This window comes from Nostoc sp. FACHB-110 (genome assembly GCF_014697425.1).
Taxonomy (GTDB): Bacteria; Cyanobacteriota; Cyanobacteriia; order Cyanobacteriales; family Nostocaceae; genus Nostoc_B.
This window is the reverse complement of the sequence record NZ_JACJRU010000025.1, coordinates 66,096-91,592: the sequence shown is the minus strand read 5'-3', so window position 1 is coordinate 91,592 and position 25,497 is coordinate 66,096. Positions and strand designations below refer to the sequence as shown.

Genomic DNA, 25,497 nt, shown 5'->3' with positions numbered 1-25,497 from the left:
TGTAAAGCTAATGTAGTTTGATACCTGAAACTTAAAACAGATGGGTTATAGGCTCATGTAGCGTGAGTAGTTATCTAACAGAAGTGGATAAACTACAAAGTACTACTGAATATATCACAATAACTTATATATTTAAGCTCATTCTATAAATAATAGTGTTATGCAACTTCTATGCAAGTTCAGGTACGTAGGGCGATACTGGTAGAGTACAGCCAATTTATGCAACTTGCGGAAATTTTAGCTTTCCCTATACTTTCGGAAAAGCCCGTGACGAGGATTGAACTCGTGACCTCACCCTTACCAAGGGTGTGCTCTACCACTGAGCCACACGGGCAAACTAACACTTACTATTTATTATAAGCTATAATTTTTGTGTCTGCTACAAAAACTATAAATGTGTGAGAAGTGGGCCGGGCTAGATTCGAACTAGCGTAGGCAAAGCCAGCGGATTTACAGTCCGCCTCCATTAACCACTCGGACACCGACCCGTTTCGTCTCACGATTTATCATAGTAGCAACAGAATTTAAAAAGTGCAAGTCTTTTCCAAAAAAAAGGCGGTAAAATTTACCGCCTTCTTGCTATCAACCGTTGGGTGATGAAAACTTGTCCAATTTTTAGTGCCTGATTCCCCCCTAACTCAGGAATTCGCCTGTTTCTTGCAAAGAGTGTAAGCGTTGATAAATGCCTTCTTGTCGCAAAAGTTCTTCATGGCTACCGACTTCGACAATTTTCCCTTGGTCTAGAACCACTATTTTGTCTGCGTCCCGGACTGTACTCAAACGGTGAGCAATGACGATAGTCGTACAAGTACCTTGAATCGATCGCATCGCCATTTGAATTGAACGTTCTGACTCATAGTCTAAGCTAGATGTGGCTTCGTCAAAAATCAGTACGTCTGGTTCGACTAACAACGCTCTAGCAATTCCTAAGCGCTGTCTTTGTCCGCCAGACAGTCTTACCCCACGTTCGCCAACAATGGTGTAATAACCTTGGGGTAGGTGCTGCACTACCTCATCAACTCTGGCTATCCTACAGGCTTCTTGCACTTGCGCGAATGTTGCATTTGGTCTACCGTAGGTCAGGTTATCCAAGACTGTACCGTTGAAAACGTCTACTTCTTGGTGAACGATCGCCAACCTGCGTCTATACTTACCTACATCCAAAGTGCGGATATCTTGACCATCAATGAGAATTTGTCCTGTTTGGGGTTCAAAATACCGCAACAGAAGTTTGACTAAAGTCGATTTACCAGAACCAGAACGCCCGACTAAAGCAACTGTTTGGTAAGGTTCAATTAATAAGTTGATATCTTGCAAAACTTGGCGTTTGGTATCATAGCCAAAACTGACGTTAGCCAATTCTAATTTGCCAGTAAATTTCTCAGCTGCTTCTGCCTCATTTTCGACTAAAAGATTAGAGGTATCAAAACTCGTTGGCTCTTGCAGAAATTCGTGAAATCGCAACATCGAAGAATAGCGACGAGCAAAAGTTTCTGCTACAGTACTAATCGGTTCTAATTCAGCATAAGCCATGCTAGAAAGTGTCAAGGTCATGACAAAATGACCAAGAGAAATTCTCCCATCTAAGGTTGCTGCTAAAGTTAAACCTAAAATCGTAAACACACAAAACTGAATTACTGTTTTTTGCCAAGTTATCAGTTTCACATAATTTTTGTGGATACGATAATCGACTACTTTTAACTCACGATTTAAACGCTTCTGTTGCCGTTTTAACTCTCTAGATTCTGTAGCAAATGCTTTTACTGTTTTGATGTTGGTGATTAATTCGGAAGTCCGGCTTTCGGTATCTTCCATATATTTATCCAAGCGTCTTTCATGCCAAATTATTTGCTTTAGCTCTTTTAAGCTAAACACCAAAATAATCACAAAAGAAATCAGATATAAAATAGCAATTCTCCATTCAATCACCAGAATAAATGCAAAAATCCCCAACACCCGCAGTAATTTAGGAATTAATTGTCCAGCGATTTCTGGATATGTCCAAGTATGGTTAGCAATACCTCTAGCTACTCGACCAGCAATTCTTCCTGGGTTATTGACATCATAAAATTCTAAAGGAAGAGAGAGGATTTTTTCTATGGCTGTTTGACTTTTACTCCGGCGCGACTTTAAAGCAATATCCCAGTGATACCAAACTGTTAACCAAGGTTGTGTAGGCGCACGTACTACAGTGGCGAGAAAAATCAACCCTAGTAATACACCTAAAGATAGAGTTTGATTAACTGGATAGTTGATAGTGTTTGACAAAAGTGCGATCGCACCTTGTAATGGTTTATCCAATGCTTGGCCAGACAAAACATTTAAAATTTGCCCAATCGCATAAGGAACAACCAAATCAATAATTTCGTATATACTTGACGCTGCAATACTGAAAACGCCGATTTTCCAGTGAGGACGGAAATAATCGATAATATCTCGAAACTTTGCCATGATATATTTTGTCCAAGAGCGTGAGCTTGAGCTTGGAATTTTTATACTACAAACGTATTACAAAAGAGTCAATAGTTAAATCACCAAATCATTCTTTTGGAATAGGTAATAACTACCCAGGATGAAATTCGAGCCGATAGCGATAAAGTGCAACAGGTCGAGAACCTGCTTGAAAGTAATCGGGATCTTGGGGTGAAAGATAAACAGCAGTAACTTGATCAGCTTCTATTGTAGGGTTATTTGTAGGTAATTTATGATATGCGGTAGTAGATTCGACAGAATTCAAATAAGGACGAGAACCACCTTTAAATAGTTGTTGAAATACTTCAGACGTAATAAATTTGTCATCAGCCGGACTTTCTGTAGTACGTGCAGTGACGATAGAAACTAATTGACGTTCTTGGCGTAAAAATGTAATTTGCCGATTAGGTGATTCTGGATCTACTTTGACAGATAATACAGTTTCATCACCTAAATAAGCTCTTGCCAAATTTAAACTGTTAAATGCTCTATCTGCAACTAAAATTGGTGTTTGATTTTCGATTTTAGGAATAAACTGTAAGCTATTTGTAACTGGTGGCTTTTCTTTGATAAACCTGACAATAAAACTCACAGGTTGATTAAGTTGTTGACGGTTACTTTCAAACCCAGGTGTAATAATATCTGGTGCTAAAGGTGCAGCTAAATCTATTAATGTACTTGTAACTTTCCAAGTACCCGCCATCCATTCAGGGTAAACTAAATCGCCGGAAGCAGGCTGTACTGAAGTTAATTTATTCCATTGAGGGAAGTTTGCCAAGTGTTGAGATAATTCACCTGCGGCTGCATTCCCACTGCATCCTAGAAGGAATAAAACAATAAAAAAAAACTGCAAATTAACCTCATATCAATTTTGGATTTTGTGTGAAAGGGTATGAGTAAAAAATGTATATTAAGTGTAACGGAGTGAGATTCAATGATTATGTTGGGTTAGGCTGTTGCGCCACCCAACCTACAACTTAATTTGACTTATACCTCTACTGGTAAAGGTTGCCAAACTTCGCCATATTTATCTTTTAAAACTTGCCAAGCTTCTACTTGACCGGGTTCATATTCTCCTGGTTTACCCCATTGTAAAAATAAGCTTAAAGCAGGTTCTTGCTGATCATCTAAAAAGCGGATGGCGTAGGTTGTAAAATTGCCGCGTTTTGCTTCACCTGTTTCAAATTTTACTTGGGTAATTTTGTCCATATTCAGGTGAAATTCAAAGCCTTCGGTGTGCATATTGGCGTATTTACCTTTGGGCAATTCGGCATAAAATAGCTTTTCTATTTTGCCGCGTGCTTCTAATACCGCAGCACTACTAGTGACGATTAAACGTAATGTTCCTAAAGCTTCGCAAGCTTCTAAAAATTCTTTTAAATTTGCACTCATGATTAGTTGTCCTTTGTAATTTGTTAACTGTTGACTGTTAAGTGTTGATTATTTTTCATACTTTTCGTAAGCCGCAACAATGCGCTGAATTAGGGGATGACGTACGACATCTTTTTGGGTGAATTCGCAAAAAGCAATGCCTTCAACGTGTTTTAAAATATCGATCGCCACTGAAAGCCCTGATTGTTGATTATGGGGTAAATCAGTTTGTGTCGTGTCTCCTGTAATCACCATCCGCGAACGGAAACCCAAACGAGTCAACACCATTTTCATTTGCGCTGGTGTGGTGTTTTGGGCTTCATCCACAATGACGAAAGCATTATTGAGCGTGCGTCCCCGCATATAAGCTAGGGGTGCAACTTCAATAATTCCCCGTTCCATTAAATTAGGGACTTTTTCAACATCGATAAATTCGTAAATCGCATCGTAAAGTGGACGCAGATAAGGATTAATTTTCTGCTGTAAGTCTCCTGGTAAGAAGCCTAACTTTTCGCCTGCTTCGACGGCGGGACGAGTTAAAATCAGCTTTTCAACTTGATTGGTTAGCAATGCTTGAACGGCGACAACCACAGCCAGATAAGTTTTACCTGTACCAGCAGGCCCCGTGCAGAAGGTAACGTCACGTTTGCGGATCGACTCGATGTATTGTCTTTGACGAAATGTTTTAGCGCGGACTTCTTCACCGCGACGGGTTTTAGCGAGAACATCTCGACGCAGTTCTTGTAGTTGGTCTTCTTGATGGCTATCTAAGGCTTGACGAGCTGTTAAAATATCGGCACTGGAAATGTTGTTGCCTTTCATCCACAGGTCTTCAAGCGATCGCACTAATCTAGAAGCTAGGTTAATCTGGGCATCTGTACCAGAAATTAGCAATTCCTGTCCGCGCAGAACTAACATCGCGCCTGTTTGCCGAGACAGGATTTTGAGATTTTCTTCACCATCACCTGCAAGGGCGATAGCACTCGGAATATTAGGCAGCTGAATAGTTAAGGCATCTGCCATAGTTATTTCATCAATGTGTGAGGAGGAATTTTTAACAACGGTCTAGTATTTTGAGGTTTTTACTAGAGTATTTTTACATTTTTAAGATGATTAGTCATTTTTCCTCTGGAATATCAATGACTATCTCGAAATTCTTTTGGGTTTTTATATAAGAGTGCTTATTTAATTTTGACCTAATTTTTTTGGTGAGGTAGAGATGCGATCGCATCTCTACTTTTTTGAGGTGAAAATTAATCAAACTTTCCCACCTCAATCGCACTTTTCACATTGGTTCACCGATTAATAACGGCCACCTTTGCGTGCGGCTTCCGCTTTACGCTTACGGCGTAGACTGGGTTTTTCGTATCTTTCTCGGCGTTTAACTTCAGATAAAATCCCGGCCCTTTGAATTTTCTTTTTAAAACGTCTTAGTGCCGAGTCAATTGTTTCATTTTCACCCAAACGGACTTCAGCCACTCCCTGATTTCACCCCCTTACAGAGATTTAGAAGTTGCATTCAACAATAGCATTTAGAAACAAGGCAAATGAGGAAATTTAGGAGTCAGAAGCAAGAAAGTTAAAGGATGAAATTTCATACTTCACACTTCACACTTCACACTTCACACTTCACACTTTTTCCCTCATCTTCCTTTCTCTCTAGTTTAAACCGAGCGGGAACGGGGTTTAGCAATAGGTCTACTAGGCCCGTCTCCGCGTCTTTCCCTAGTTTTTGGCGGTGGTGTTCGCTCTTCGCGGTCTTCATCAAAAGACATACCATCTCGCCCCATAGCAGCACTGCCATAGATATCCAGGTATACTGATTGGCCAGCAAGCTCCGCAGCAGCCGCAATTACTGTGCGAATTGCCTGAATATTGCGTCCACCGCGACCAAATACTTTGCCTTTATCTGTGCTGTCAAAAGCAATGCGAATCCAAACCTTTTTCAGGGTATGAGAAATTTCACAATCGACGCTTAAAGTCTCTGGAGATTCCAAAAAAGGCTGCACCAAAAATTTAACTAGTCCCACATAGTTAGGACTAGCTGTTGGAAATTGTGTGTTGACGTTATGATGCGGGTTGGGCACTGACCTGTTCAAAAACATTAGCTTTTACTAAAATGCGACGTACTGTGTCAGTGGGTTGAGCGCCTTGTTGTAGTCGCTTGACGATGGCAGGAACATCTAGTCGCACTTCATCAGTTCTGGGGTTGTAAAAGCCCAGTTCTTCTAGGGGACGACCATCTCGGCGAGAGAGGCTATTCATGGCGACAATGCGGTAACTAGCTTCCCGCTTTTTTCCGTATCGCTTCAAGCGCAGTTTGATCATTTTGAAGAATCGTTCTCCTGTTTATTGGTATTTTTGCAGCAATTATCTAGGAAGTAATTATAACTTCCCATGCTGAAATGCTCATTTTAACACTCGAATGGTGTTTACGGCTATTAAGTTAAGGGAATGGGAAATAGAAAGCTGTTGCCTGTTCCCCCAACCTTGTTCCCTTTTCTTATAGATTGCCAAAGCCTTTTTTCTTTTTATCTTTGGGTTTTTTCTTTTTGGTAGCACCACCGCCGCCAGTGTAACCGCGCCATCCTGGGGCGGCGGGACGGTTGCCTCCACCTGCGAAGGCGTTACCCATACCGCCAAACATTCCTCCTGGCATACCGGGGAAGTTACCTTGACCCATTTGCTGCATGAGCGATCGCATTTTTTGGAAGTCTGCTACCAGCTTACTTACATCTGTTTCTTTGTAACCAGAACCTTTTGCTACCCGTCGTCGTCGGCTGGGAGAACTTGCCAATAAATCAGGGTCTTTGCGTTCTTGCTTGGTCATGGAATTAATCATCGCTTCGCAGCGTTTAAGCTGGGTTTCTCCCTGCTTGAGTTGATCATCTGACAGCTTGCCCATGCCCGGAATCAACTTCATGATTCCGCCCAGCGACCCCATATTTTTCAACAAACGCAGCTGTTTGAGAAAGTCGGTAAAGTCAAACTTTGCTGACAGAATTTTCTCTTGCATTTGCTCGGCATCGGCCAAGTCAATTTCTTCTTGGGCTTTTTCGACCAAAGTCAGCACATCCCCCATGCCCAAAATCCGCGAGGCCATCCGGTCAGGGTAGAAAGGTTGTAAGGCTTCGACTTTCTCGCCAATACCGACAAATTTGATGGGCGCGCCGGAAATTTGCCGGACTGACAAGGCTGCACCACCACGGCTATCACCATCTAACTTGGTAAGAATTGCGCCAGTAATCCCGATTTCTTCGTGGAATGTGCGGGTGAGGTTGGCGGCTTCTTGACCAGTCATCGCGTCCACGACAAGTAGAGTTTCGTCGGGTTGGACTGTGGCTTTGATGCGGGCTAATTCCGCCATCATGTCTTGGTCGATTTGCAGACGACCTGCGGTATCGATAATTACCGTATTTACACCTTCTGCCTTGGCGCGTTCTACACCTTGACGAGCAATTTCCACTGGGTCAGCGTCACTACCCAAATCAAATACGGGTACGTCAATTTGCTTGCCTAAGGTGATTAGCTGATCAATCGCGGCTGGGCGATATACGTCTGTGGCGACTAACAAACAGCTACGGTCTAATTTACGGAGATGTAAGGCTAACTTGGCTGTAGCTGTGGTTTTACCAGTACCTTGCAACCCAGCCATCAACACAACTGTCGGCTTTTGTTCAGTTTCCGCCAGGGGAACGTTTTCTTCCCCCATCACCTGCACCAATTCATCGTAAACAATTTTGATGAACTGCTGGTCAGGGCGCACGCCAGAAATTACCTCGGCTCCCTGCGCCTTGGCTTCAACTTCGCTAATAAAATCTTTGACTACCTGGAGGTTAACATCTGCTTCCAACAAAGCGCGGCGAACTTCCCGCAAAGCATCTTGAATGTTGGATTGGGAAATTTTATCTTGACCTCGGAGCTTTTTCCAGGCGGATTCTAAACGGTCTGCTAATGCATCAAACATATCTTAGTTACAAGTTAGTTAGCCAGTAGGGAAGCCTGAACCGCTAAATAGCGATACAGAATTTCCGGTAGAATTTGAACGTGCTATCTACCAGCTTAGTAGTTTTCCCTCCGAGTTGAGCAACTATATACCTACTTCGGTTGGGGCGGTAAACCGTATAATGATGGTTTTGCGAGGTGCGATCGCTTTCTTAGCTTGGGATATTAACAGTAGTATTCAATTAACAAATTGTTCTTTCTTAGAAGAAATTTTAGACTTTAGACTTCCTCTGCTTCATTTGGTTTAATTTCACAAACCAGTTCATAAATTGAGGCTTTGGGCGGTTCAGCAAATAAAGGCATCATTTTTTGCAAAATGCTATCGTAAATCTCGTTGTGACAAGCTTCCATATCTTCAACACTCTCCCAGAAAATGATAGAGATGCCTTTGTCGGTTCCTGGTTCTTGCAACAAATAGGCTCCTTTAAAACCAGTTGTATAAGTTGCAACTGCTTCTTCATAAAGTTTTTTGGCAGTTTCAAATTTACCTGGCTTGAATTCTCCTATGGAAACATGGGTAAATTTGTGTCTGAGAAAATCTTGAAAATCCATAAAATTTTTACTCCTTATTTTAGGTGTATGATATATAGATATTTTTTTGGCTGAGGATAGAGCTACATTTTCATTCTTTAACAAACTAAAACAAATAGATTTATCAAGCGCAATAAAATCCGAAAATGAAGTAAAACTTAAAAGTTAATTACTTAACTTTAAATTAGCTAAATAGTTTATCAAATATGTTATGAGTTATGCTAAATAATTTAAATACTAAAATAGTTAAGTCTTGTAAATAACCACAGCATATAATTAAGAAACTAAAGCATAGTTTTTCTGTAATTAAGAATTATTAAAATGCCAAAAGAAATAGAAAGAAAATTTTTAGTCAAAGGAGATAGTTGGAGACAACTAGCCCAAGGTAGTGTTTATCGTCAGGGATATATCTCAACGCAAAAAGAAGCTACAGTCAGAGTCCGCATTGCTAATAACCAAGGTTATTTAACTATTAAAGGTAAGAGTGAAAAATATACTCGCTCTGAGTTTGAGTATGAAATCCCGGTGGCAGATGCTCAAGAAATGCTAGATACTTTGTGCGATCGCCCATTAATTGAGAAATTACGCTATAAAGTAGAGTTTGGTAGTTTGGTGTGGGAAATTGACGAGTTTGATGGTGCTAATAAAGGATTGATCATAGCAGAAGTAGAACTCAGTGACGAGCATCAACAATTTGAATTACCAGATTGGATTGGTGAAGAAGTCTCCGATGATCCCAGATACTTCAACAGTAATTTAGCCAAATTTCCTTTTGCGGAATGGTAAATTTTTGTGAATATTTTGTGGCAAATCCTTTTGTCAGGTTACTCAGCACATTATAGAGATATGCCATCATCATCAAAAATCTCAAATGCGCTGACCATAACTATTGATTGAATGGCACTCACCTCATACTTGTTTAGCTATTCCTCACAAGTTCCTCAAGATTTTCTCATAGATTTTACCTAGAAACAGCAAAATCTAGAAGAACGAGAGATTAGAGGCTAGAGGTGAGGGACGATTATTTTGATTTAGCAATGTTCATTTAGCCACTCACACAAAAAAACCGTAACCCAACATAAAAAACTTTTTTCTCTAGCAGTTCAATCTCTTTTCTCAACTCAGGGGAACGGAGCAGAATGAACCACAGAACCTTTGCAACCATAGATGGTAACGAAGCTGTTGCCCAAGTTGTCTATAAACTGAATGAAGTTATCGCCATTTATCCAATTACGCCTTCGTCACCGATGGCTGAATGGGCGGATGCTTGGGCGAGTGAAAGTAAACCAAATATTTGGGGAACTGTACCAACAGTAGTGCAGATGCAGAGTGAAGGCGGCGTAGCGGGTGCTGTACATGGGGCTTTACAAACAGGTTCTTTAACAACCACATTCACCGCATCCCAGGGATTATTGTTGATGATCCCGAATATGTACAAAATCGCCGGAGAACTCACACCTACAGTATTTCATATTGCCGCGCGATCGCTCGCTGCCCAAGGTCTATCGATTTTTGGGGATCATAGTGATGTGATGGCTTGTCGTGGGACTGGTTTTGCGATGTTATGCGCCGCCTCTGTACAAGAAGCTCATGATTTTGCTTTAATTTCTACCAGAGCAAGTTTAGAATCTCGCCTGCCTTTTTTACATTTCTTTGATGGTTTTCGCACTTCCCACGAAGTTGATAAATTAGAACTTTTAGATGAAGCAGATTTACGCGCCTTCATTCCCCATGAATTAGTATTTGCCCATCGTTCCCGTGCTTTAACTCCCGATAAACCAGTGTTACGGGGTACAGCCCAAAACCCTGATGTTTATTTTCAAGCCAGAGAAACGGTTAATTCTTATTACAATAATTGCCCAGAAATCACCCAAAAAATTATGGATGAGTTCGCCCAAATGACAGGGCGACAATATCAATTATTTGAATATTATGGTGACTCCACCGCCGAGAGAATTATCGTGATTATGGGTTCTGGTTGCGAAGCCGCCCAAGAAACCGTAGATTATCTCAATGCCCGTGGTGAAAAAGTTGGTGTAGTCAAAGTGCGGCTATATCGTCCCTTTGATAGTCAAAGATTTATCGCCGCTTTACCCCCCACTACTCGCAGCATAGCAGTTTTAGACCGCACCAAAGAACCAGGCTCATCCGGTGAACCGTTGTATTTGGATATTATCGCTGCTTTAACTGAACACCTACTCAGCACTCACACTTCGGCTACTTCGACTGCGCTCAGTACAAGTCCGCTCAGTGAACAGCACTTTCAACTCAGCACTCATAAAGTTGTTGGTGGAAGATATGGTTTATCTTCTAAAGAATTTACACCAGCGATGATTAAAGCTGTGTTTGATAATTTGGCAGAGACTACACCCAAAAATCATTTCACCATTGGGATTAACGATGATGTCACCCATACCAGCTTAGATTATGACCCAGAATTTCACATCGAACCAGATAATATAGTCCGGGCAATTTTCTATGGTTTGGGTTCTGATGGGACTGTGGGTGCAAATAAAAACTCTATTAAAATTATTGGTGAGGCAACTGATAATTACGCCCAAGGTTATTTTGTCTACGACTCGAAAAAATCTGGTTCGGTGACGGTTTCTCATCTACGCTTCGGTTCTCAACCTATTCACTCTACTTATTTAATTAGCCAAGCTAACTTTGTCGCCTGTCACCAATGGGGATTTTTAGAACAGTTTGATATGTTGGCGCATATTATCCCTGGTGGAACTTTCTTATTAAATAGTCCTGACAATTTAGAGGATGTTTGGCAGAAATTACCGAGATTAGTTCAAACACAAATTATTGAGAAAAAACTCAAATTTTATGTAATTAATGCTTATAAAGTTGCCCGCGAAGCCGGGATGGGTGGCAGAATAAATACGGTAATGCAAGTATGCTTTTTTGCATTGTCTGGTGTGTTGCCACGAGAAGAAGCGATCGCCCAAATCAAGCAATCAATTATCAAATCCTACGGCAAAAAGGGCAATGAAATTGTGCAAATGAACCTCAACGCCGTAGACCGCACCTTAGATAATCTCCACGAAGTTCCAGTTCCCCAAGGTGTAGATAGTCACATCGAACTGCGCCCACCTGTACCCGATACTGCACCAACTTTTGTGCGGGAAGTGTTGGGTAAAATGATTGCTAAATGTGGCGATGATTTACCTGTGAGTGCTTTACCTGTGGATGGAACTTACCCCACCGGCACAGCTAAATGGGAAAAACGCAACATCACCCAAGAAATTCCTGTGTGGGATGCAGATGTCTGCGTGCAGTGTGGTAAATGTGTGATGGTATGTCCTCACAGTGTGATTCGTAGCAAGGTTTACGAACCCCAACAACTGGAAAATGCACCGCAGACTTTTAAGAGTACCAATGCTAAAGACCATGATTGGCACGGGTTAAAATACACTATCCAAGTAGCAGCCGAAGATTGTACAGGTTGCGGTATTTGCGTCGATGTGTGTCCGGCGAAGAATAAAAGCGAAACGCGCAAAAAAGCTATCAATATGGAACCGCAACCACTATTGCGGGAAGCTGAACGGCAAAATTGGGATTTCTTCTTGAATCTTCCTAATCCTGATAGACGCAACTTGAAGCTAAATCATATCAACCAACAGCAAATGCAAGAACCGCTATTTGAATTTTCTGGTGCTTGCGGTGGTTGTGGGGAAACTCCCTATATTAAATTAGCAACACAGTTGTTTGGCGATCGCATGATTGTTGCTAACGCCACTGGTTGTTCTTCAATTTACGGCGGTAACTTACCCACCACACCTTGGACACAAAACGCCGAAGGACGCGGCCCGGCTTGGTCTAACAGTTTATTTGAAGATAACGCCGAATTTGGGTTAGGTTTTCGCATCTCTATTGATAAACAAGCCGAATTCGCCGCCGAATTACTGACTTTACTTGCACCAGTAGTAGGAGCAGAACTAGCAAATAGTATTCTCAACGCAGTGCAGAAAGATGAAGCCGATATTTGCGAACAACGCGATCGCATTGCTATCCTCAAGCAAAAGCTAGAAATTATTAATCACCCCAAAGCCAAGGAACTGCTGAGTATTACCGACTACCTTGTGAAAAAGAGTGTCTGGATGATTGGCGGTGATGGTTGGGCCTATGATATCGGCTTTGGCGGGCTAGATCACGTCTTCGCCAGTGGTCGGAATGTGAATATTTTAGTGCTAGACACAGAGGTATATTCCAACACAGGTGGGCAGATGTCCAAATCCACCCCGAAAGCCGCCGTCGCCAAATTTGCGGCTGGTGGTAAACCTGCACCCAAAAAAGACTTAGGTTTAATCGCCATGACTTACGGTAACGTCTATGTTGCAAGTGTGGCGATGGGTGCGAGAGATGAACATACACTCAAAGCCTTTTTAGAAGCCGAGGCTTATCCTGGCACTTCGTTGATTATCGCCTACAGTCATTGCATCGCTCACGGCATCAATTTGAGTCAAGGTATGCAAAATCAAAAAGCCGCCGTAGATTCTGGTAGATGGCTACTGTATAGATATAACCCCGAACTCCGCAACCTCGGCGAAAATCCCTTACAACTAGACTCCCGCACACCAAAACTATCGATAGAACAATCGATGTATTTAGAAAACCGCTTCAAAATGCTGACCAAAATTAACCCCGCAGCAGCCAAGCAGTTACTCCAAGAAGCCCAAGCCGATGTCAATACTCGATGGCAAACATATCAACAGTTGAAAAGTGTGAAGTATGAAGTATGAAGTGTGAAGTATGAAGTCTGAAGTGTGAAGTATGAAGTCTGAAATTTCCTACTCCCTAGTCTCTAACCTTTAGCCCCTCATAGAATATGGATATAACTACAACATACATGGGGATGCAGCTGCGATCGCCTTTTGTCCCCTCTTCATCTCCTTTAACGCAAGAGATTGACAACATTAAACGTATGGAAGATGCCGGTGCAGGTGCGGTGGTGATGCATTCACTGTTTGAAGAACAGTTAAGCATGGAAAGCTATGAACTGCATCATCACTTAACTTACGGTACAGAAAGTTTTGCTGAATCCCTGACTTATTTTCCTGAACTAGACAGATTTCGCATCGGCCCAGAAGAATATTTAGAACTAATTCAAAAAGCAAAAGAAAGCGTACATATTCCTATTATTGCTAGCTTAAACGGCTCTTCTTTAGGGGGATGGATTGGTTATGCCAGACTATTAGAGCAAGCAGGCGTATCAGCACTGGAATTAAATACTTACTACGTCCAAACTGACACCGAACTGACAGCCGCAGAAATCGAGCAAAGTTACGTCAATATGGTGCATACTGTCAAATCTTCAGTGAATGTTCCTGTTGCAGTTAAGCTAAGTCCATATTTTACCAATATGGCAAATATGGCCAAGCGTTTAGCTCTGGCTGGGGCTGATGCTTTAGTGTTATTCAACCGATTTTATCAACCCGATATCAACCTCGAAACCTTGGAAGTGGAACCAAACGTATTATTAAGCACTCCCCAAGATATCCGCTTATCTCTGCGTTGGATTGCTATTCTCTACGATCGCATCAATGCCGACTTAGCCGCAACTAGTGGTATTCATAATGCTCACGATGTCTTAAAAATGCTGATGGCTGGAGCAAATATTACTATGTTGTGTTCTGTACTGCTGCGTCAAGGCATTAATCACATCCGTTGCATCGAGGAGGAAATGCGCCAATGGATGGAAAAACACGAATACGCATCAGTCCGACAGTTGCAAGGTAGTATGAGTCAGAAACATTGCCCAAATCCCAGCGCCTTTGAACGCGCTCAATATATGAAGGCTTTGCGGACTTATAAACCTGAATGGGGGCGGATTTATGAACCATCTTATTATCACGGATGAAGAGAAAGTATGAAGTATGAAGTCTGAAGTCTGAAGCTCAGGTGTAGGTTGGGTGGAGGAACGGAACCCAACATTCGAGCATACTTTGTTGGGTTACGCTATCGCTACACCCAACCTACTATTCTCTGAAGTCTCAAGTCTGAAATTTCCTACTCCCCACACCCTAGCCCCTACTCTCTACTCTTATGAAAAAACGTATTGGCATTCTGACTAGTGGCGGTGACTGTCCGGGTTTGAATTGTGTGATTCGTGCAGTTGTGAGTCATGCCACACTCACATACAATTGGGAAATTGTCGGTATTCCTTATGCTACACAAGGTTTATTAGAGCGACAAGCGATCGCACTCAGCTTTCATGGTTGGGATTTACGCGGTATTGATCCCCTGCTGAATATGGGCGGTACTATCCTCGGCACAATCAATAAAGGTGATACCCTAGCCCGTGCTAGAGAGATGATTGCTGGTTATCAAGCCTTAAATTTAGATGCCTTAATTGCCATTGGTGGCGATGGCAGTATGAATATTATTCATCAGCTGGCAACTCTCGGCAATTGGAATTTAGTCACTATTCCCAAAACTATAGATAATGACGTTGCTTTAACAGAACGAGCGATCGGATTTGATTCGGCTGTGAATACAATTGTCGATGCTCTCAATCGTCTCACATTTACCGCCGCCAGCCACGATCGCGTCATGATTGTGGAAGTGATGGGACGCACGGCGGGACATTTAGCTTTACATTCCGGTATTGCTGGCGGTGCAGATGCAATATTGATCCCCGAAGTTGCTTACACAATTCCCGCTTTATGCCAACATCTAGAGGCACTCCGAAATACCTGGCGGCGGAAATTTGCCATAGTTGTAGTGGCCGAGGGTATTTCATCTTGTGCAACAGATTTGGGTATTCATTGCAGTTTAGCCACAAATACTAAATCCCCATCGCTAAAATGTGGTATGGGACAATATATTGCCGAGCAAATAACTCAGTGTACCCACCAGGAAGTGGATACCAGAGTTTCTGTATTAGGACACATTCAACGCGGTGGAATTCCCTCCGCTTTAGACCGACTGACAGCTACAGTTTTTGGCAAAGCAGCTGTTGATTTAATCGCTCAAGAAAAATATGACCAAATGGTCGCTTGGCAAAATGGCCAAGTTGTTGCGGTTCCAATTGCAGATGTAGTGGCTAAAAGTCCATCACCAGTAGATCCTGGCGGTTATTTGGTGCAAAGCGCCCATTCTTTAGGTACTTATGTAGGTGAATGGTAAAGTGCTGAGTTGCTGAGTCAAAAATTCTCCCTTCACACCCAGATGGTGAGCGTAGCCTAAGCACCCCTAATCCCGACAAAAACTAAACGTCTGTGTGGGTAAGTTCCAACTAGCAAACACACCATTTCCCAAGGGTAAACCATCAGGTTAAATCGCAGAGCGCGTCCTGGGGCGTTGGGGTTTTCGACTACAGCTAGAGAAGATTTACCTTGTCCTGTCCAGTAGATTTTGTCGTCAGGTGCTAACCTCGGCCCGGAATAGCCAGTCATATCACCAATTGCTAAGGTATCAATTTCAGTTTCTATCTCAGTCACTAAATCCATTTGGTGGGGTGTGGCGTTCCAACCTTCCAAGGTATGGTGATTCCACTGTCCAAACTCCCAATCACCTTTGGAGTAATACAACTTTGTGCTATCAGGTGAGAAGGCGCAAGAGTAACCAGCCGAACCGCGAATTAAAAAATCACTGTGGCTCACTATACCTGTACTAGGGTTAAAGTTGGCGATCGCAATTCCCAATCCGGCTACACCTAAAGCTACTTTATTCCAATTGGGGCTGAAAATAATTGAACCTTTATGAACTCGTTTCCCAACTAAAGAATTTAGTCTATTTTCGGGAAACCCAATGGGAGAGGAAACATATTTGCTATTGATCCCCTGATTGTCTACCAAATAGGCACGCACCTCAGTTCTGCCGTTAAACATCAGTAACCAAAAAGATTTTCCATTGCTATGGGGTGCAACACCAATAGCTTCGCCAGGATTATCAGATTTCCCTGTGAGTTTTCGGTTCAACAAAGTTACTGCCCCGTCTGCACCTTTAGATAAGTCCGCTAGAGAGTAAAATATCGTCTGATTATTGTTAGTAAAAATGTAGAATCTCTCACGATGCTCATCAGGGCATGGTACAATCGCCACTGCTTGGGTCGCCGACCAACTTTTTGCACCCCAAACTCCATCTTCTAGAATCTGGTGGGTTTGTCCGTTGAAGATGAGTTGACCATCACTATATAACCGGAGTTTCCCAGTCAACGGATCAGTATAGCTAGCAGTTGCTTCAAAACCAGAACTTTGTCCTGCTTGATGAATAATTTTTGGGCGATCAGTGCCAAAATCAATCAATACTTTTTTCCCAACTCCCGTATACCAAAATCTATCTGGTGCAGCAAGCTTCGTAATCGATACTACATTCATAGTGAGTTTTCCTTAGCCAGTTAATATTATTTGTCAAAACTGCCGGAACAGCAATTACCAGCATCTATGTTTGCAATTCACAAGAATCTGAGCTTTTTACGCAATTATTGTTACGTAATTAGTTAAGGATTTTGACAATTTCATTGAATAGGGTTGACACACGAACGAACACACAAAATCAGCTTTTTCGCAACCCACTGTGGATGCAAATATTTTTATTTATTGATTTTCTTTTTCAATTTACTCATCACGTATAAATAAGGTTAATAGATGTCTATTTGCTTGATTTAAACAGAGGTTATCACATAAATTAGACGGTTTTTGTTGTTTACTACACAACTTTGGGAATTTCGCGTTTGGCTACTTATATGCTTTTTTAATAGAAAAATGATATTTATTAATCAGCCTAAAGTAATAAGCTACAAGCTAGAGTTGTTGTATTTTTTTGTACTTAAGTATTTAATTTATCTTATATTTGAGGTGTCGAACGAACTTTTTCAGGGTTACTTACGAGGTCATATTATCGTAATATTTTAGAGTTTAAACAAATTAGACAAAAAAAATACCCCCATATTTTGATGGAGGTAGGCAGATCGTTGATGAGTTTAGGTTTAGAATCTGAAGATTCAGGTTAAATATAGTTGTTTCCGTATATGTGTCTATACTAGCATTGGCAAAATTAGGTGATAATAGCGATCGCTAACTCTTAAAATTAACTTCATCTCAACTGCACAAGGTAGCTAGTTGGCTAACTCTGCGTAATCTTCCGGAGTATCTAGATCAATTAATCCTTCGGGAAAAGGGATTGCCACAACATTATGGGCATATTTTTTGATAAGAAATTTTGCTCCAACTGCACCAGAAAGATTCATGAGTTGCTCAAACAAAGTTTGAGGAAATAAAGCCGGAACGCCTAAATTAAATGCATATTCACAAGCCACAATTCGCTTAAGATTATTGTGATATATTTCAACCAGATGATTAATCAATTGGGTACTGATCAAAGGTTGATCGCAGAGCATCAAAACAACAGCCTCTGCGTTAGGACTAATAGCATTTAAGGCTACTATTCCCGCACAAATTGAGCTACTCATTCCTTGATGCCAATCTGAATTGATTACTATATGTATTGGTAGCGGCTGAATTTCTGGTTGAATAACTTCAGCCTTAGAGCCTAGTACAACTATAACTGGCTGACAGACTGAGGCGATCGCTATTTGTGCAACGTGTCGAATTAAACTTTGCTGATTGTATTGTAGTAGTTGTTTGGGCGTTCCCATCCGCGTCGATGCCCCAGCGGCCAGAATGATTAAACCGACACTAGACATGATATTTCTTCTTGGTGAATTGAGCCAACCCTTGTTCTTAGGCAACCACCTGAGCGATTTGCTAAAACAGCTTGAATTTCCGCTACGATGGAAAGAGCGATCGCTTCTGGTGAATCTGCACCAATATCCAAACCCACAGGCCCAAACAAACGCTGCAACTGTGCATCGGTGGGGATAAAACCTAGTGATTTTAAATCTTGCAATAACTTTTGAGTGCGACTTTTTGGCCCTAAAATCCCGATGTAACGCACTGATGAGGATAACAACGTTTTTAACAAAGCTAAATCACTCTTGTATTGATGCGTCATCACTACAGCCACTGTGTTTGATGTCAAAATACAGTGATTTTGAATGGCTTGGGGATCGCTAAAAATAATTTGGTCAGCATCAGGAAAACGCCCAGCAGTAATGTATCCTGGTCGGTTATCCACAACTGTAACGTGCCAACCTTGGTGTTTAGCTAAGTTCACCACTGGCATTGCATCATGACCAGCACCAAACACCACCAAAGGAACCAAAGGATGAATAACTTCTAAAAATACTTCAGCAGTTCCACCCTGTAATTTGTAGCTTTCTACACGCGAACGATTGGTTTTTAATGCTTGGTGAGCATCTGTTAAAACTTGGTGAGCCAAAGTTGCATCTTCAATACCATTCACAACCATATTGTCTGGTTTTAAGAGTAATCGAGCAGCTACCCGGACATTACTTTTCGCTGTTACCCGAAAAACCGTTGCCATCACCCCTGGTTGCTGACCATACAGACATTCGCTGATAAATTCTAATTGTTGTTCAGCTAAAGAGTCAGACAGTGGCTCAATTAAAACCTCAACCACACCATTGCAACCTAGACCAAAACCCCAAACAATATCGTCGCTGGCTGTGGTGTCATATTTAGCAACAACAGGTTCACCACCATAAAACATCAGTGGTTGGGCAAGTTCAAACACATCGCTTTCCAAACAACCGCCACTGACACAACCAATCATTTGTCCAGATTCCGTTAGCAACATCCTAGCACCAGGACGACGATATACAGAGCCGCTAGTTTTCACCACTGTCGCTAGGGCGGTGAACTCTCCTTGATTTTGAGCTTGCTGATAAGCTGCAAGTATATTTTGAAGTTCTTTCATCAGCACAACAGTAGAACTATTTGTATTTGGGATCAGGATATCAACTCCTGATAAAACCCATACAAAAATCAACTGTCTGATTACAGATTTATACCCAAAATCGCCCAAAGTTTTAATTATGCGTGAGTAAGTTGGTGAGCAAAAACCACACTAGGAATATCTAAAACCAAATCAGTACCGTAAACACTGGCCGGAGTTTGGAAACCTGATTTGGCTTCTCCTTTAAGAATTCGTTGGATAATTGCTAATGCAGCTAAAGCTGTAAAATCATAAGCTTCTGGGCCAGTTAGTTGGGCGGTGACTTGGCGGCCAGTTTCGTCTTCAGCAATACCCATGACTCTGACTTTACCTTGAGCGCGTTCGGCTGGGCTGGGGCCTGGTGGTAATTTTTTAATCAAACTGACTAAAGCACTTTGGCAGGGGGAAGAACTAAACAACCATCCTAAATAATGACTGCTTTCCATCAAGAAACTGATAGGGCCAGGAAATACTGTATAAGCTTCTATGTTAGGAATGCCAGTACTGTGGAAGGCTGTAACAATATCAGCACGCCAAGGGTTAGTGACTGCGGTAACTGGCCCCACACCAAAATCAACTTTGCGCTTTTTCTCGGCTGGTTTGGCAGCAACTAGTTTACCTGCTTTTCTGACTACACCTATTTCATGTAAGTTTGGTAAAACAGTGTTTGCCGTCCCTTGGGAGACACCGCCCTCGGTTTCGTAGATTAATGTGAGTGTTGTAGCACTTGGTAATAGAGATTTGAGATAGACAGCAATACAATCAGTTGGTACAACCCCAAATCCCACACCGGGAAGCAGCATAATTCCAGCATTTTTGGCTTCACTATCGCGGGCTTCTAAAGCGGCAAATTCAGGAACTTCCCCGGCTATATCTAGATAGTGGGTTTGGGTTTTTAAGCAGACATCAACTAATGATTTGGCAGTTTTCGCAAAAGGCCCGGCACAATTGAGAACAACTTTAACATCTTCTAAAGCGCGGGCGATCGCCTGAAAATCATCTAACCCAAAAACACGAAAATCAAAGTTGCATTGTTCAGCTATTGATACCAATCCACTCTGATTTCGCCCAGCCAAAATTAATTCTACACCCTGACTTTTTGCAGTTTCCGCTATTAGTTTACCTGCATAGCCAGTTGCACCATACAATAACACCTTTGCGGCCATTGTTTTTCCCACATTAAATGAGCAATAAACAGTTAAATCCCCCCTGAACTGATAAAAAACACTTAGAGGGGATCTAGCTTTAATCGAAATTAATTATTAACAATCTGTTGCCATAATTTAATTTCTGGCGGCTCTACCAGATATTCTGCAGATTTAGCACCAAGCTCTCTAATATAAGGCTGCTGTAAATGCTCATTTAAAATAGCTTCACTCGCCCAATTCTCATGCAGCAAAAATAAAGATGGGTCTTCAACAGATTGATGTAAATCATAATTAATACATCCATCTTCCGTACGAGTTAAAGCAATCACTGGCTCAAATTCTTGCCTAAATCTGTCCTCTAAACCTGGTTTAACCTTTAAACGCGCGGTGACTGTGACTTTTGTATCTGACATTGGTTTCTCCTGTTTTGGTAGATCCTCACAAAATAAAAAGGTAAAAGGATATTTTTTACTTTTACCTTTTTACTTTTAACTTATCCCATCAAGTATTGATACTGTTAATAATTTGAGAAGGCTTGAGATAGTTATAAGGGATAGGACGAGTTTGATTTCTAATGTCTATTTGACGTTCTATGTCATGCAAATTCTGTTGGAACTGCACTAACATTTCTTGCGCCAAGGGATCAGCAAATTCTTCATCATAATAACCCAATTTATCATAATGGTATGATGTTAAAATATGTGTCCACATTACTTGGTCAGCCGCTTGTTTAAATGGTGGCAAGATATTCATCAGAGTTGGCATATCTATACCCTTAGTTGCTGGAGTTGGCTGATAAGCTGCATAGGGCATATTGGGTACGAAAGCCATATATTCGTACTGAGAAAAATTCAAGGCCGAATGAAACGGAGCGCAAGTAAAAACTACTACCGTAATAATTTGAATTAATTGGTCAATAGTTGCAATTTTTTCGGGGACTCCCTTAACTCGGCCACCATCTTGAGCAATTAATTCTCTGACCCAATTTTGCAATTCATAATCTTCGCTTAAGTCTTGCGGAGTTTTGTAATAAAGTTGCAAATAGTCGGTGACAAACTTTTTAATGGCATCCCAAATTAACATACCATCATCCCTAAAAGGAAAGTGCGGTAATATTTCTGGGTCATCCATATTTTGACTCTTCATGAGTGTGGGGAAGACAAACTTATCAACACTCCACTCTTGATAAGTTTTGACTACAAAAGTTAAAGATTCTTCCAAACTACCCGCCATGAATTCATCCACTGGGCCGCCTGGTTGTAAAAAGTGAGTGCGTCCCAAGTCGTTATCAAATAACATAAACCGGAAGTGCGGTTTGAGTAATAAAGCGATGGGATGATTCGTAGCTAATTGGCGTGCAGTGGCAATACAAAAAGGAGCCATCACTGCATGAGTATATGAAAAGTGACTACCCAATTCTTGATGATTACCATCAGCAATTTGCACACTAGTTTTTGCCAAGAACCAATCAAGATAAGGGTCATCGGGAGTGTAAATCAATCCGTCTGTACCAGCATCATTATTTAATTTGATGGCGATAGGAAGTAGTGAGCCACCGTTGGGTGCGCCGTTACTATGCCAGTAAAATAAAGCTTGAGGTTTAGGTAAATACTTTCTCACATTTTGGAAAGTGCCACCTTGAATATCAAACAGTGTGGGATAATCTAATAAATATAGTTTACCCTCTTTGAGAGCGGCTTCTAAATTGCTTTCTGTACCGACAGATTTTTGAAAATGAGCATTGGTGATGCCTAGATTTTCTGGTAAGGTATCAATTCGCCGAATTGCTAATGGGTTAGCACCAGATAATCGTTGTTCGGCAAAACATGAATCTGTTTTGTAGTTTTTGATGACTGCTGGTTTCGGCAGTAATGTTAATAGTTCTTCGTATTCTTCTAATTCATCGAGGGGGTCAAGAAAATTTCTGGCTTTGGCTGCTAGCATATTGGGTGCTAAATTCGCCATACTAGCGAGGCGTTTAGCTGTATATTCAGCAGAGAAAATTTCTTGGTGGGGGACTTTATCAATAACTGGGATGGGAGCTAGATAATCATGATTAAATTTATAATCTGATTGGTTTTTTACTAGCTCATCTTTCCGAAGACTGGGATTAGGATCTACCTGGGGTAAATATGGTTTCATGATGGTGTTGGAGCGGTAAATAAAAACTGATAATTCCTCAGAAATTTCTGAGGAAAATTATGAAAATGCACCTATCTTTGCATTTATGTAAATCTTTGAATGATTTTTTTAATTACAGTATCGTTATGCCAGTAACTACCATGTGGATTATTGGGTAGCAGAGATAGCAACAAGGGTAATTGAGTTTGGGCTAACGGAGAGTTAGCAATGAGATTTTCTAACCCTCCTAGCCATCCTGTATTTTGGGTAAGAATATCTTGAATATCTAAGATATCCTCATAACCATCTACTAAATCTGTCATTAGTGTTTGCAATGGGTAAGCAATAGGATCAGCCGGATGAATATAGTTCCACCAAGTTAGTTTTCGGTTGAGGGGTGCTGCTTCTTGCAAAGACTTTAATAATGTTTGCAGCTTGGGTGTAATGTCATGGCTACTGGAAACAGTTTGATTTTGACTTAACGACTGAAGTTTGGGCGTAGTTTGAGTTTCATCTTGATCTGATTTAACATCAGTCAAACTAAAGATAGCGACAGGCGAACCCATTGTGTGAAGACTAGCAATTTTAATCCCCTCAGAACGATCGCGCTTTTCTCCATCTACACCAAAAATGGCATCACGGATAGCCATCACTTCCTTATGGCCAGGCGCATCTTGATCTTCCCAACGACTAGCAAATAAAATGTCAAATAAAATGACCGTTCCCCAGCTATGGGTTACTATGTGCAGACAATCGTCGCTTTGGGCGTGATGTAATTCTTCCGTCGCTTTTTTGAGTTTGAAAACAACTTCTGCACCAACATAACGGCTGATATAAAGGGCCGCATCTCCCGTAAATGGTAGAATTTGCTGTTCTCGAACATCGCGGAACCACATCTGATTCCAAGCAGGGGAACTTTTCAGGTGTTTTAGAAGCCGATTTTCTGGTTCCTGATTCAAATCACCCCAATAAAAAGCGATTTTTTGGAAGTGGCGATCCTTAGCACTTTTTTCTAGACGTTGAAACAATTCATCAGCGTAGTTTGGGTTGCGAATAGTCACACCATGTACAAACAAAACGTAGTCTGTAGCCATTACAACACCTCTTTTTTGCAAGTTTTGAACTAAACTACGATGCTGCTGGGATTCACAGAGTTTTCAAGTACTCAATTAGTGCTTGTTTATCGTCACTAGCTAAATCAGTACCGTAAGTATGTCCCTGATTGGAGTTGGCAGCAACGCTTGTATCGTATTTAAAACCTACACGTTTAGCTTCTTCGCCTTCGGAAACAAAGCCAACTTTTTGCGAATCGTAGACATCGTAACCCCGATAAAAGGTCTTGGGACGATTCTCTGGTTTGGCTAACAAGTCTTGCAACGATGGTACAGAACCGTTGTGCAGATATGGCGCTCTAATCCATAATCCATCCAACGATACAGAAACATAGCCATCGGTTTTGCGTAATTGGCTAAAGTCCCAAGGATAGCCATCACCAAAGTGGTTATAGGTTTCGGCTGCTTGTTGTGTCCACATATCCAGGCGATGGCGGTCTGTTCCTACTTCATCTACAGGGATGACTGTTCCAGTTCTTTCGCCACCAAAGGCGTGACAAGATGCACAATTACTCGCAAAAATTTGACTACCTTTAGCCGCTAATTTCTCATCCACTGTAAAGGGATATTTAGGCGGTGAGAGTTCGGTGATATAGTCTTCGACTCGCTGCAAATCAGCCACAGGTAAGGAATCTTTGGTTGCACCGTCACCAATTGCCCCTGTTTGCACAGTTTCTTTGAGGGAAGTTTCTAAACCATCCCAATGCAGGGCAAAATTTTGATGCAGTTTCTGATTCCAAATCGGCATCATATCGGAATTACCGATGGTGTCGTCTTGGGGTAGCTGTAAGGTATTGAATTTCACTGGATTAAACGGATCAATCCGACCAGGCCCCCAATTCGGACGAGAATTCATCCAAGCGAAGTCTGCATCTTGTTTGAGTAGGGCTTTTTTGGTTTGGGGAATAATCAAAAAGCGATAGAGTAAGTTTTCTATCCACGAAAATTCATGGTTATATTTGATTTCATCGAGGATAGAGTCGGCGTTAAATCTGGGGTCTTTGGCGGTTGCACCCAAAAAGCGAATGTATCCTTGCAAATCAAATTTGCTGGAAGGGCCAGCCGGAAAGATGTGGGGTTTTTCTAGGGGACTGGTTCTATAAGTGGCGGTATGACAGACGGCGCAAGTTATTCCCACCCTGGGAAAACCAATGGTTTTTTTGGTAAAACCCACTGGTGTTTCTTTGCCTTCTTCCCAGGTAATTCCTAAAGCAGTATAGCCCCCAGGATGGGGTAGTTTGTCGGCAAAAATTCGCGGTAAAACTAACCAAATCCAATAGGGTACACCTTGGGAGGGTTCTGTCCCAATGGAACCATATTTAAAGTGTTCTTCTGGGGATGCGTAGGTAATCGGAACTTCCCGAAACAGATGATACCATGCGGTATAACCAACTACGCCGCCTAACAAGACAACAACTAAAGCAATGCTGGCGAGAATTCTGCCTAATTTCTCTTTGAATATTTTCATAACATTACATTGCTCCTGAGTAGAAATTAGGAGAATTGTTTGACTGGTGCTTGGGCGATCGCATTGGCATTTTCAGCCCGTGTCGCTAAAGTTAAGAAAATTGCTTCAACTACGCCAAAAAATAAATCGACAAAGGCAATCGATAAAAATCCTTTATCTTGCCCAAAAAAGAAAACGGCACAGATAAAAAATGTTGAACCAAAGGCTCTCGAGGGAAATATGGATATCCAAGCTGTGGCTCTATATCTATTGGGGTCAATAGCACCAGGCACATAAAATGCACTAATAATAAATAACAACATTCCTGCCGTTCTTACCCAAATAATTGGGTCTGGTTGGTGCATTTTCAGAAACGATAACATGAACTCGGGAAAGAAGCAGGAAAGAATGACAAATAGCATATTGACGATAATGCCCAGCCATGTAAACCGACTAAACCATTTTGCGTAGGAATTCATATTTT

22 protein-coding genes and 2 tRNA genes are annotated in these 25,497 nt (G+C 41.5%); 4 read left to right on the top strand and 20 right to left on the bottom strand.

What is annotated here, in order from left to right:
* Positions 1 to 262: 262 nt before the first annotated feature.
* The 11 genes from H6G69_RS21220 to H6G69_RS21170 all read right to left on the bottom strand — a co-directional run bounded on the left by H6G69_RS21220 (position 263) and on the right by H6G69_RS21170 (position 8,400).
* Positions 263 to 334, bottom strand: a tRNA-Thr gene (locus tag H6G69_RS21220).
* A 72-nt stretch (positions 335 to 406) separates the two neighbouring features.
* A tRNA-Tyr gene (locus H6G69_RS21215) sits at positions 407 to 488 on the bottom strand.
* Between the two features lie 145 nt (positions 489 to 633).
* Positions 634 to 2,451 (bottom strand): ABC transporter ATP-binding protein, encoded by a 1,818-nt coding sequence (locus tag H6G69_RS21210; protein ID WP_190691097.1) that lies wholly within the window; start codon positions 2,449 to 2,451, stop codon positions 634 to 636.
* Positions 2,452 to 2,563: 112 nt separating this feature from the next.
* Complete coding sequence (locus H6G69_RS21205) at positions 2,564 to 3,325, bottom strand: DUF6816 family protein (RefSeq protein ID WP_190691096.1); 762 nt, start codon at positions 3,323 to 3,325, stop codon at positions 2,564 to 2,566.
* A gap of 134 nt (positions 3,326 to 3,459) precedes the next feature.
* Positions 3,460 to 3,864 (bottom strand): ChuX/HutX family heme-like substrate-binding protein, encoded by a 405-nt coding sequence (locus H6G69_RS21200; RefSeq protein ID WP_190691095.1) that lies wholly within the window; start codon positions 3,862 to 3,864, stop codon positions 3,460 to 3,462.
* 48 nt (positions 3,865 to 3,912) lie between these two features.
* Complete coding sequence (locus H6G69_RS21195) at positions 3,913 to 4,866, bottom strand: PhoH family protein (protein WP_190691094.1); 954 nt, start codon at positions 4,864 to 4,866, stop codon at positions 3,913 to 3,915.
* Between the two features lie 279 nt (positions 4,867 to 5,145).
* Positions 5,146 to 5,322: a 30S ribosomal protein S21 gene (gene rpsU, locus H6G69_RS21190; RefSeq protein ID WP_190691093.1), complete on the bottom strand. Its 177-nt coding sequence runs from the start codon at positions 5,320 to 5,322 to the stop codon at positions 5,146 to 5,148.
* Positions 5,323 to 5,507: 185 nt separating this feature from the next.
* Positions 5,508 to 5,948, bottom strand: a complete 441-nt coding sequence (locus H6G69_RS21185) for a KH domain-containing protein (RefSeq protein ID WP_190691092.1) — start codon at positions 5,946 to 5,948, stop codon at positions 5,508 to 5,510.
* Positions 5,911 to 6,171: a 30S ribosomal protein S16 gene (gene rpsP, locus H6G69_RS21180; protein WP_190691091.1), complete on the bottom strand. Its 261-nt coding sequence runs from the start codon at positions 6,169 to 6,171 to the stop codon at positions 5,911 to 5,913. The genes H6G69_RS21185 and rpsP overlap by 38 nt, the downstream gene beginning before the upstream one ends.
* A 175-nt stretch (positions 6,172 to 6,346) precedes the next feature.
* Positions 6,347 to 7,810: a signal recognition particle protein gene (gene ffh / locus H6G69_RS21175; RefSeq protein WP_190691090.1), complete on the bottom strand. Its 1,464-nt coding sequence runs from the start codon at positions 7,808 to 7,810 to the stop codon at positions 6,347 to 6,349.
* 257 nt (positions 7,811 to 8,067) lie between these two features.
* The gene (locus tag H6G69_RS21170; protein ID WP_190691089.1) at positions 8,068 to 8,400 is read right to left on the bottom strand and encodes an antibiotic biosynthesis monooxygenase; all 333 of its coding nucleotides are present in this window, start codon (positions 8,398 to 8,400) and stop codon (positions 8,068 to 8,070) included.
* A gap of 300 nt (positions 8,401 to 8,700) precedes the next feature.
* On the opposite strand from H6G69_RS21170, the gene H6G69_RS21165 reads away from it, so the two are divergent.
* The 4 genes from H6G69_RS21165 (at position 8,701) to H6G69_RS21150 (ending at position 15,513) form a co-directional block, all read left to right on the top strand.
* Positions 8,701 to 9,165, top strand: coding sequence for a CYTH domain-containing protein (locus H6G69_RS21165; protein WP_190691088.1), 465 nt, complete (start codon positions 8,701 to 8,703; stop codon positions 9,163 to 9,165).
* 353 nt (positions 9,166 to 9,518) lie between these two features.
* Positions 9,519 to 13,127, top strand: coding sequence for a pyruvate:ferredoxin (flavodoxin) oxidoreductase (gene nifJ / locus H6G69_RS21160; protein ID WP_190691087.1), 3,609 nt, complete (start codon positions 9,519 to 9,521; stop codon positions 13,125 to 13,127).
* Positions 13,128 to 13,213: 86 nt separating this feature from the next.
* Positions 13,214 to 14,245, top strand: coding sequence for a dihydroorotate dehydrogenase-like protein (locus H6G69_RS21155; protein ID WP_190691086.1), 1,032 nt, complete (start codon positions 13,214 to 13,216; stop codon positions 14,243 to 14,245).
* Positions 14,246 to 14,430: 185 nt separating this feature from the next.
* On the top strand, positions 14,431 to 15,513 hold the full coding sequence (locus H6G69_RS21150; protein WP_190691085.1) for an ATP-dependent 6-phosphofructokinase: 1,083 nt from the start codon (positions 14,431 to 14,433) through the stop codon (positions 15,511 to 15,513).
* A 56-nt stretch (positions 15,514 to 15,569) separates the two neighbouring features.
* On the opposite strand, the gene H6G69_RS21145 is transcribed toward H6G69_RS21150, so the two are convergent.
* The 9 genes from H6G69_RS21145 to H6G69_RS21105 form a co-directional block, all read right to left on the bottom strand.
* Positions 15,570 to 16,706, bottom strand: coding sequence for a hypothetical protein (locus H6G69_RS21145; RefSeq protein ID WP_190691084.1), 1,137 nt, complete (start codon positions 16,704 to 16,706; stop codon positions 15,570 to 15,572).
* Between the two features lie 740 nt (positions 16,707 to 17,446).
* Positions 17,447 to 18,034: an NTP transferase domain-containing protein gene (locus H6G69_RS21140; RefSeq protein WP_190691083.1), complete on the bottom strand. Its 588-nt coding sequence runs from the start codon at positions 18,032 to 18,034 to the stop codon at positions 17,447 to 17,449.
* Positions 18,016 to 19,167 carry an XdhC family protein gene (locus H6G69_RS21135; protein ID WP_190691082.1) on the bottom strand — a complete coding sequence of 384 codons (1,152 nt, stop codon included), beginning with the start codon at positions 19,165 to 19,167 and terminating at the stop codon, positions 18,016 to 18,018. Before H6G69_RS21135 ends, H6G69_RS21140 begins: the two co-directional genes overlap by 19 nt.
* A 116-nt stretch (positions 19,168 to 19,283) precedes the next feature.
* Entirely contained in the window at positions 19,284 to 20,351 is a 1,068-nt protein-coding gene (locus tag H6G69_RS21130) for a trans-acting enoyl reductase family protein (RefSeq protein ID WP_190691081.1), read from the bottom strand.
* Positions 20,352 to 20,440: 89 nt separating this feature from the next.
* Positions 20,441 to 20,746 carry a putative quinol monooxygenase gene (locus H6G69_RS21125; protein ID WP_190691080.1) on the bottom strand — a complete coding sequence of 102 codons (306 nt, stop codon included), beginning with the start codon at positions 20,744 to 20,746 and terminating at the stop codon, positions 20,441 to 20,443.
* An 88-nt stretch (positions 20,747 to 20,834) separates the two neighbouring features.
* On the bottom strand, positions 20,835 to 22,475 hold the full coding sequence (locus H6G69_RS21120; protein WP_190691079.1) for a lipoxygenase family protein: 1,641 nt from the start codon (positions 22,473 to 22,475) through the stop codon (positions 20,835 to 20,837).
* 83 nt (positions 22,476 to 22,558) lie between these two features.
* Positions 22,559 to 23,548: a hypothetical protein gene (locus H6G69_RS21115; protein ID WP_190691078.1), complete on the bottom strand. Its 990-nt coding sequence runs from the start codon at positions 23,546 to 23,548 to the stop codon at positions 22,559 to 22,561.
* A gap of 52 nt (positions 23,549 to 23,600) precedes the next feature.
* Entirely contained in the window at positions 23,601 to 25,034 is a 1,434-nt protein-coding gene (locus H6G69_RS21110; RefSeq protein ID WP_190691077.1) for a c-type cytochrome, read from the bottom strand.
* A 26-nt stretch (positions 25,035 to 25,060) separates the two neighbouring features.
* Positions 25,061 to 25,492, bottom strand: a complete 432-nt coding sequence (locus H6G69_RS21105; protein WP_190691076.1) for a hypothetical protein — start codon at positions 25,490 to 25,492, stop codon at positions 25,061 to 25,063.
* Positions 25,493 to 25,497: the final 5 nt, after the last annotated feature.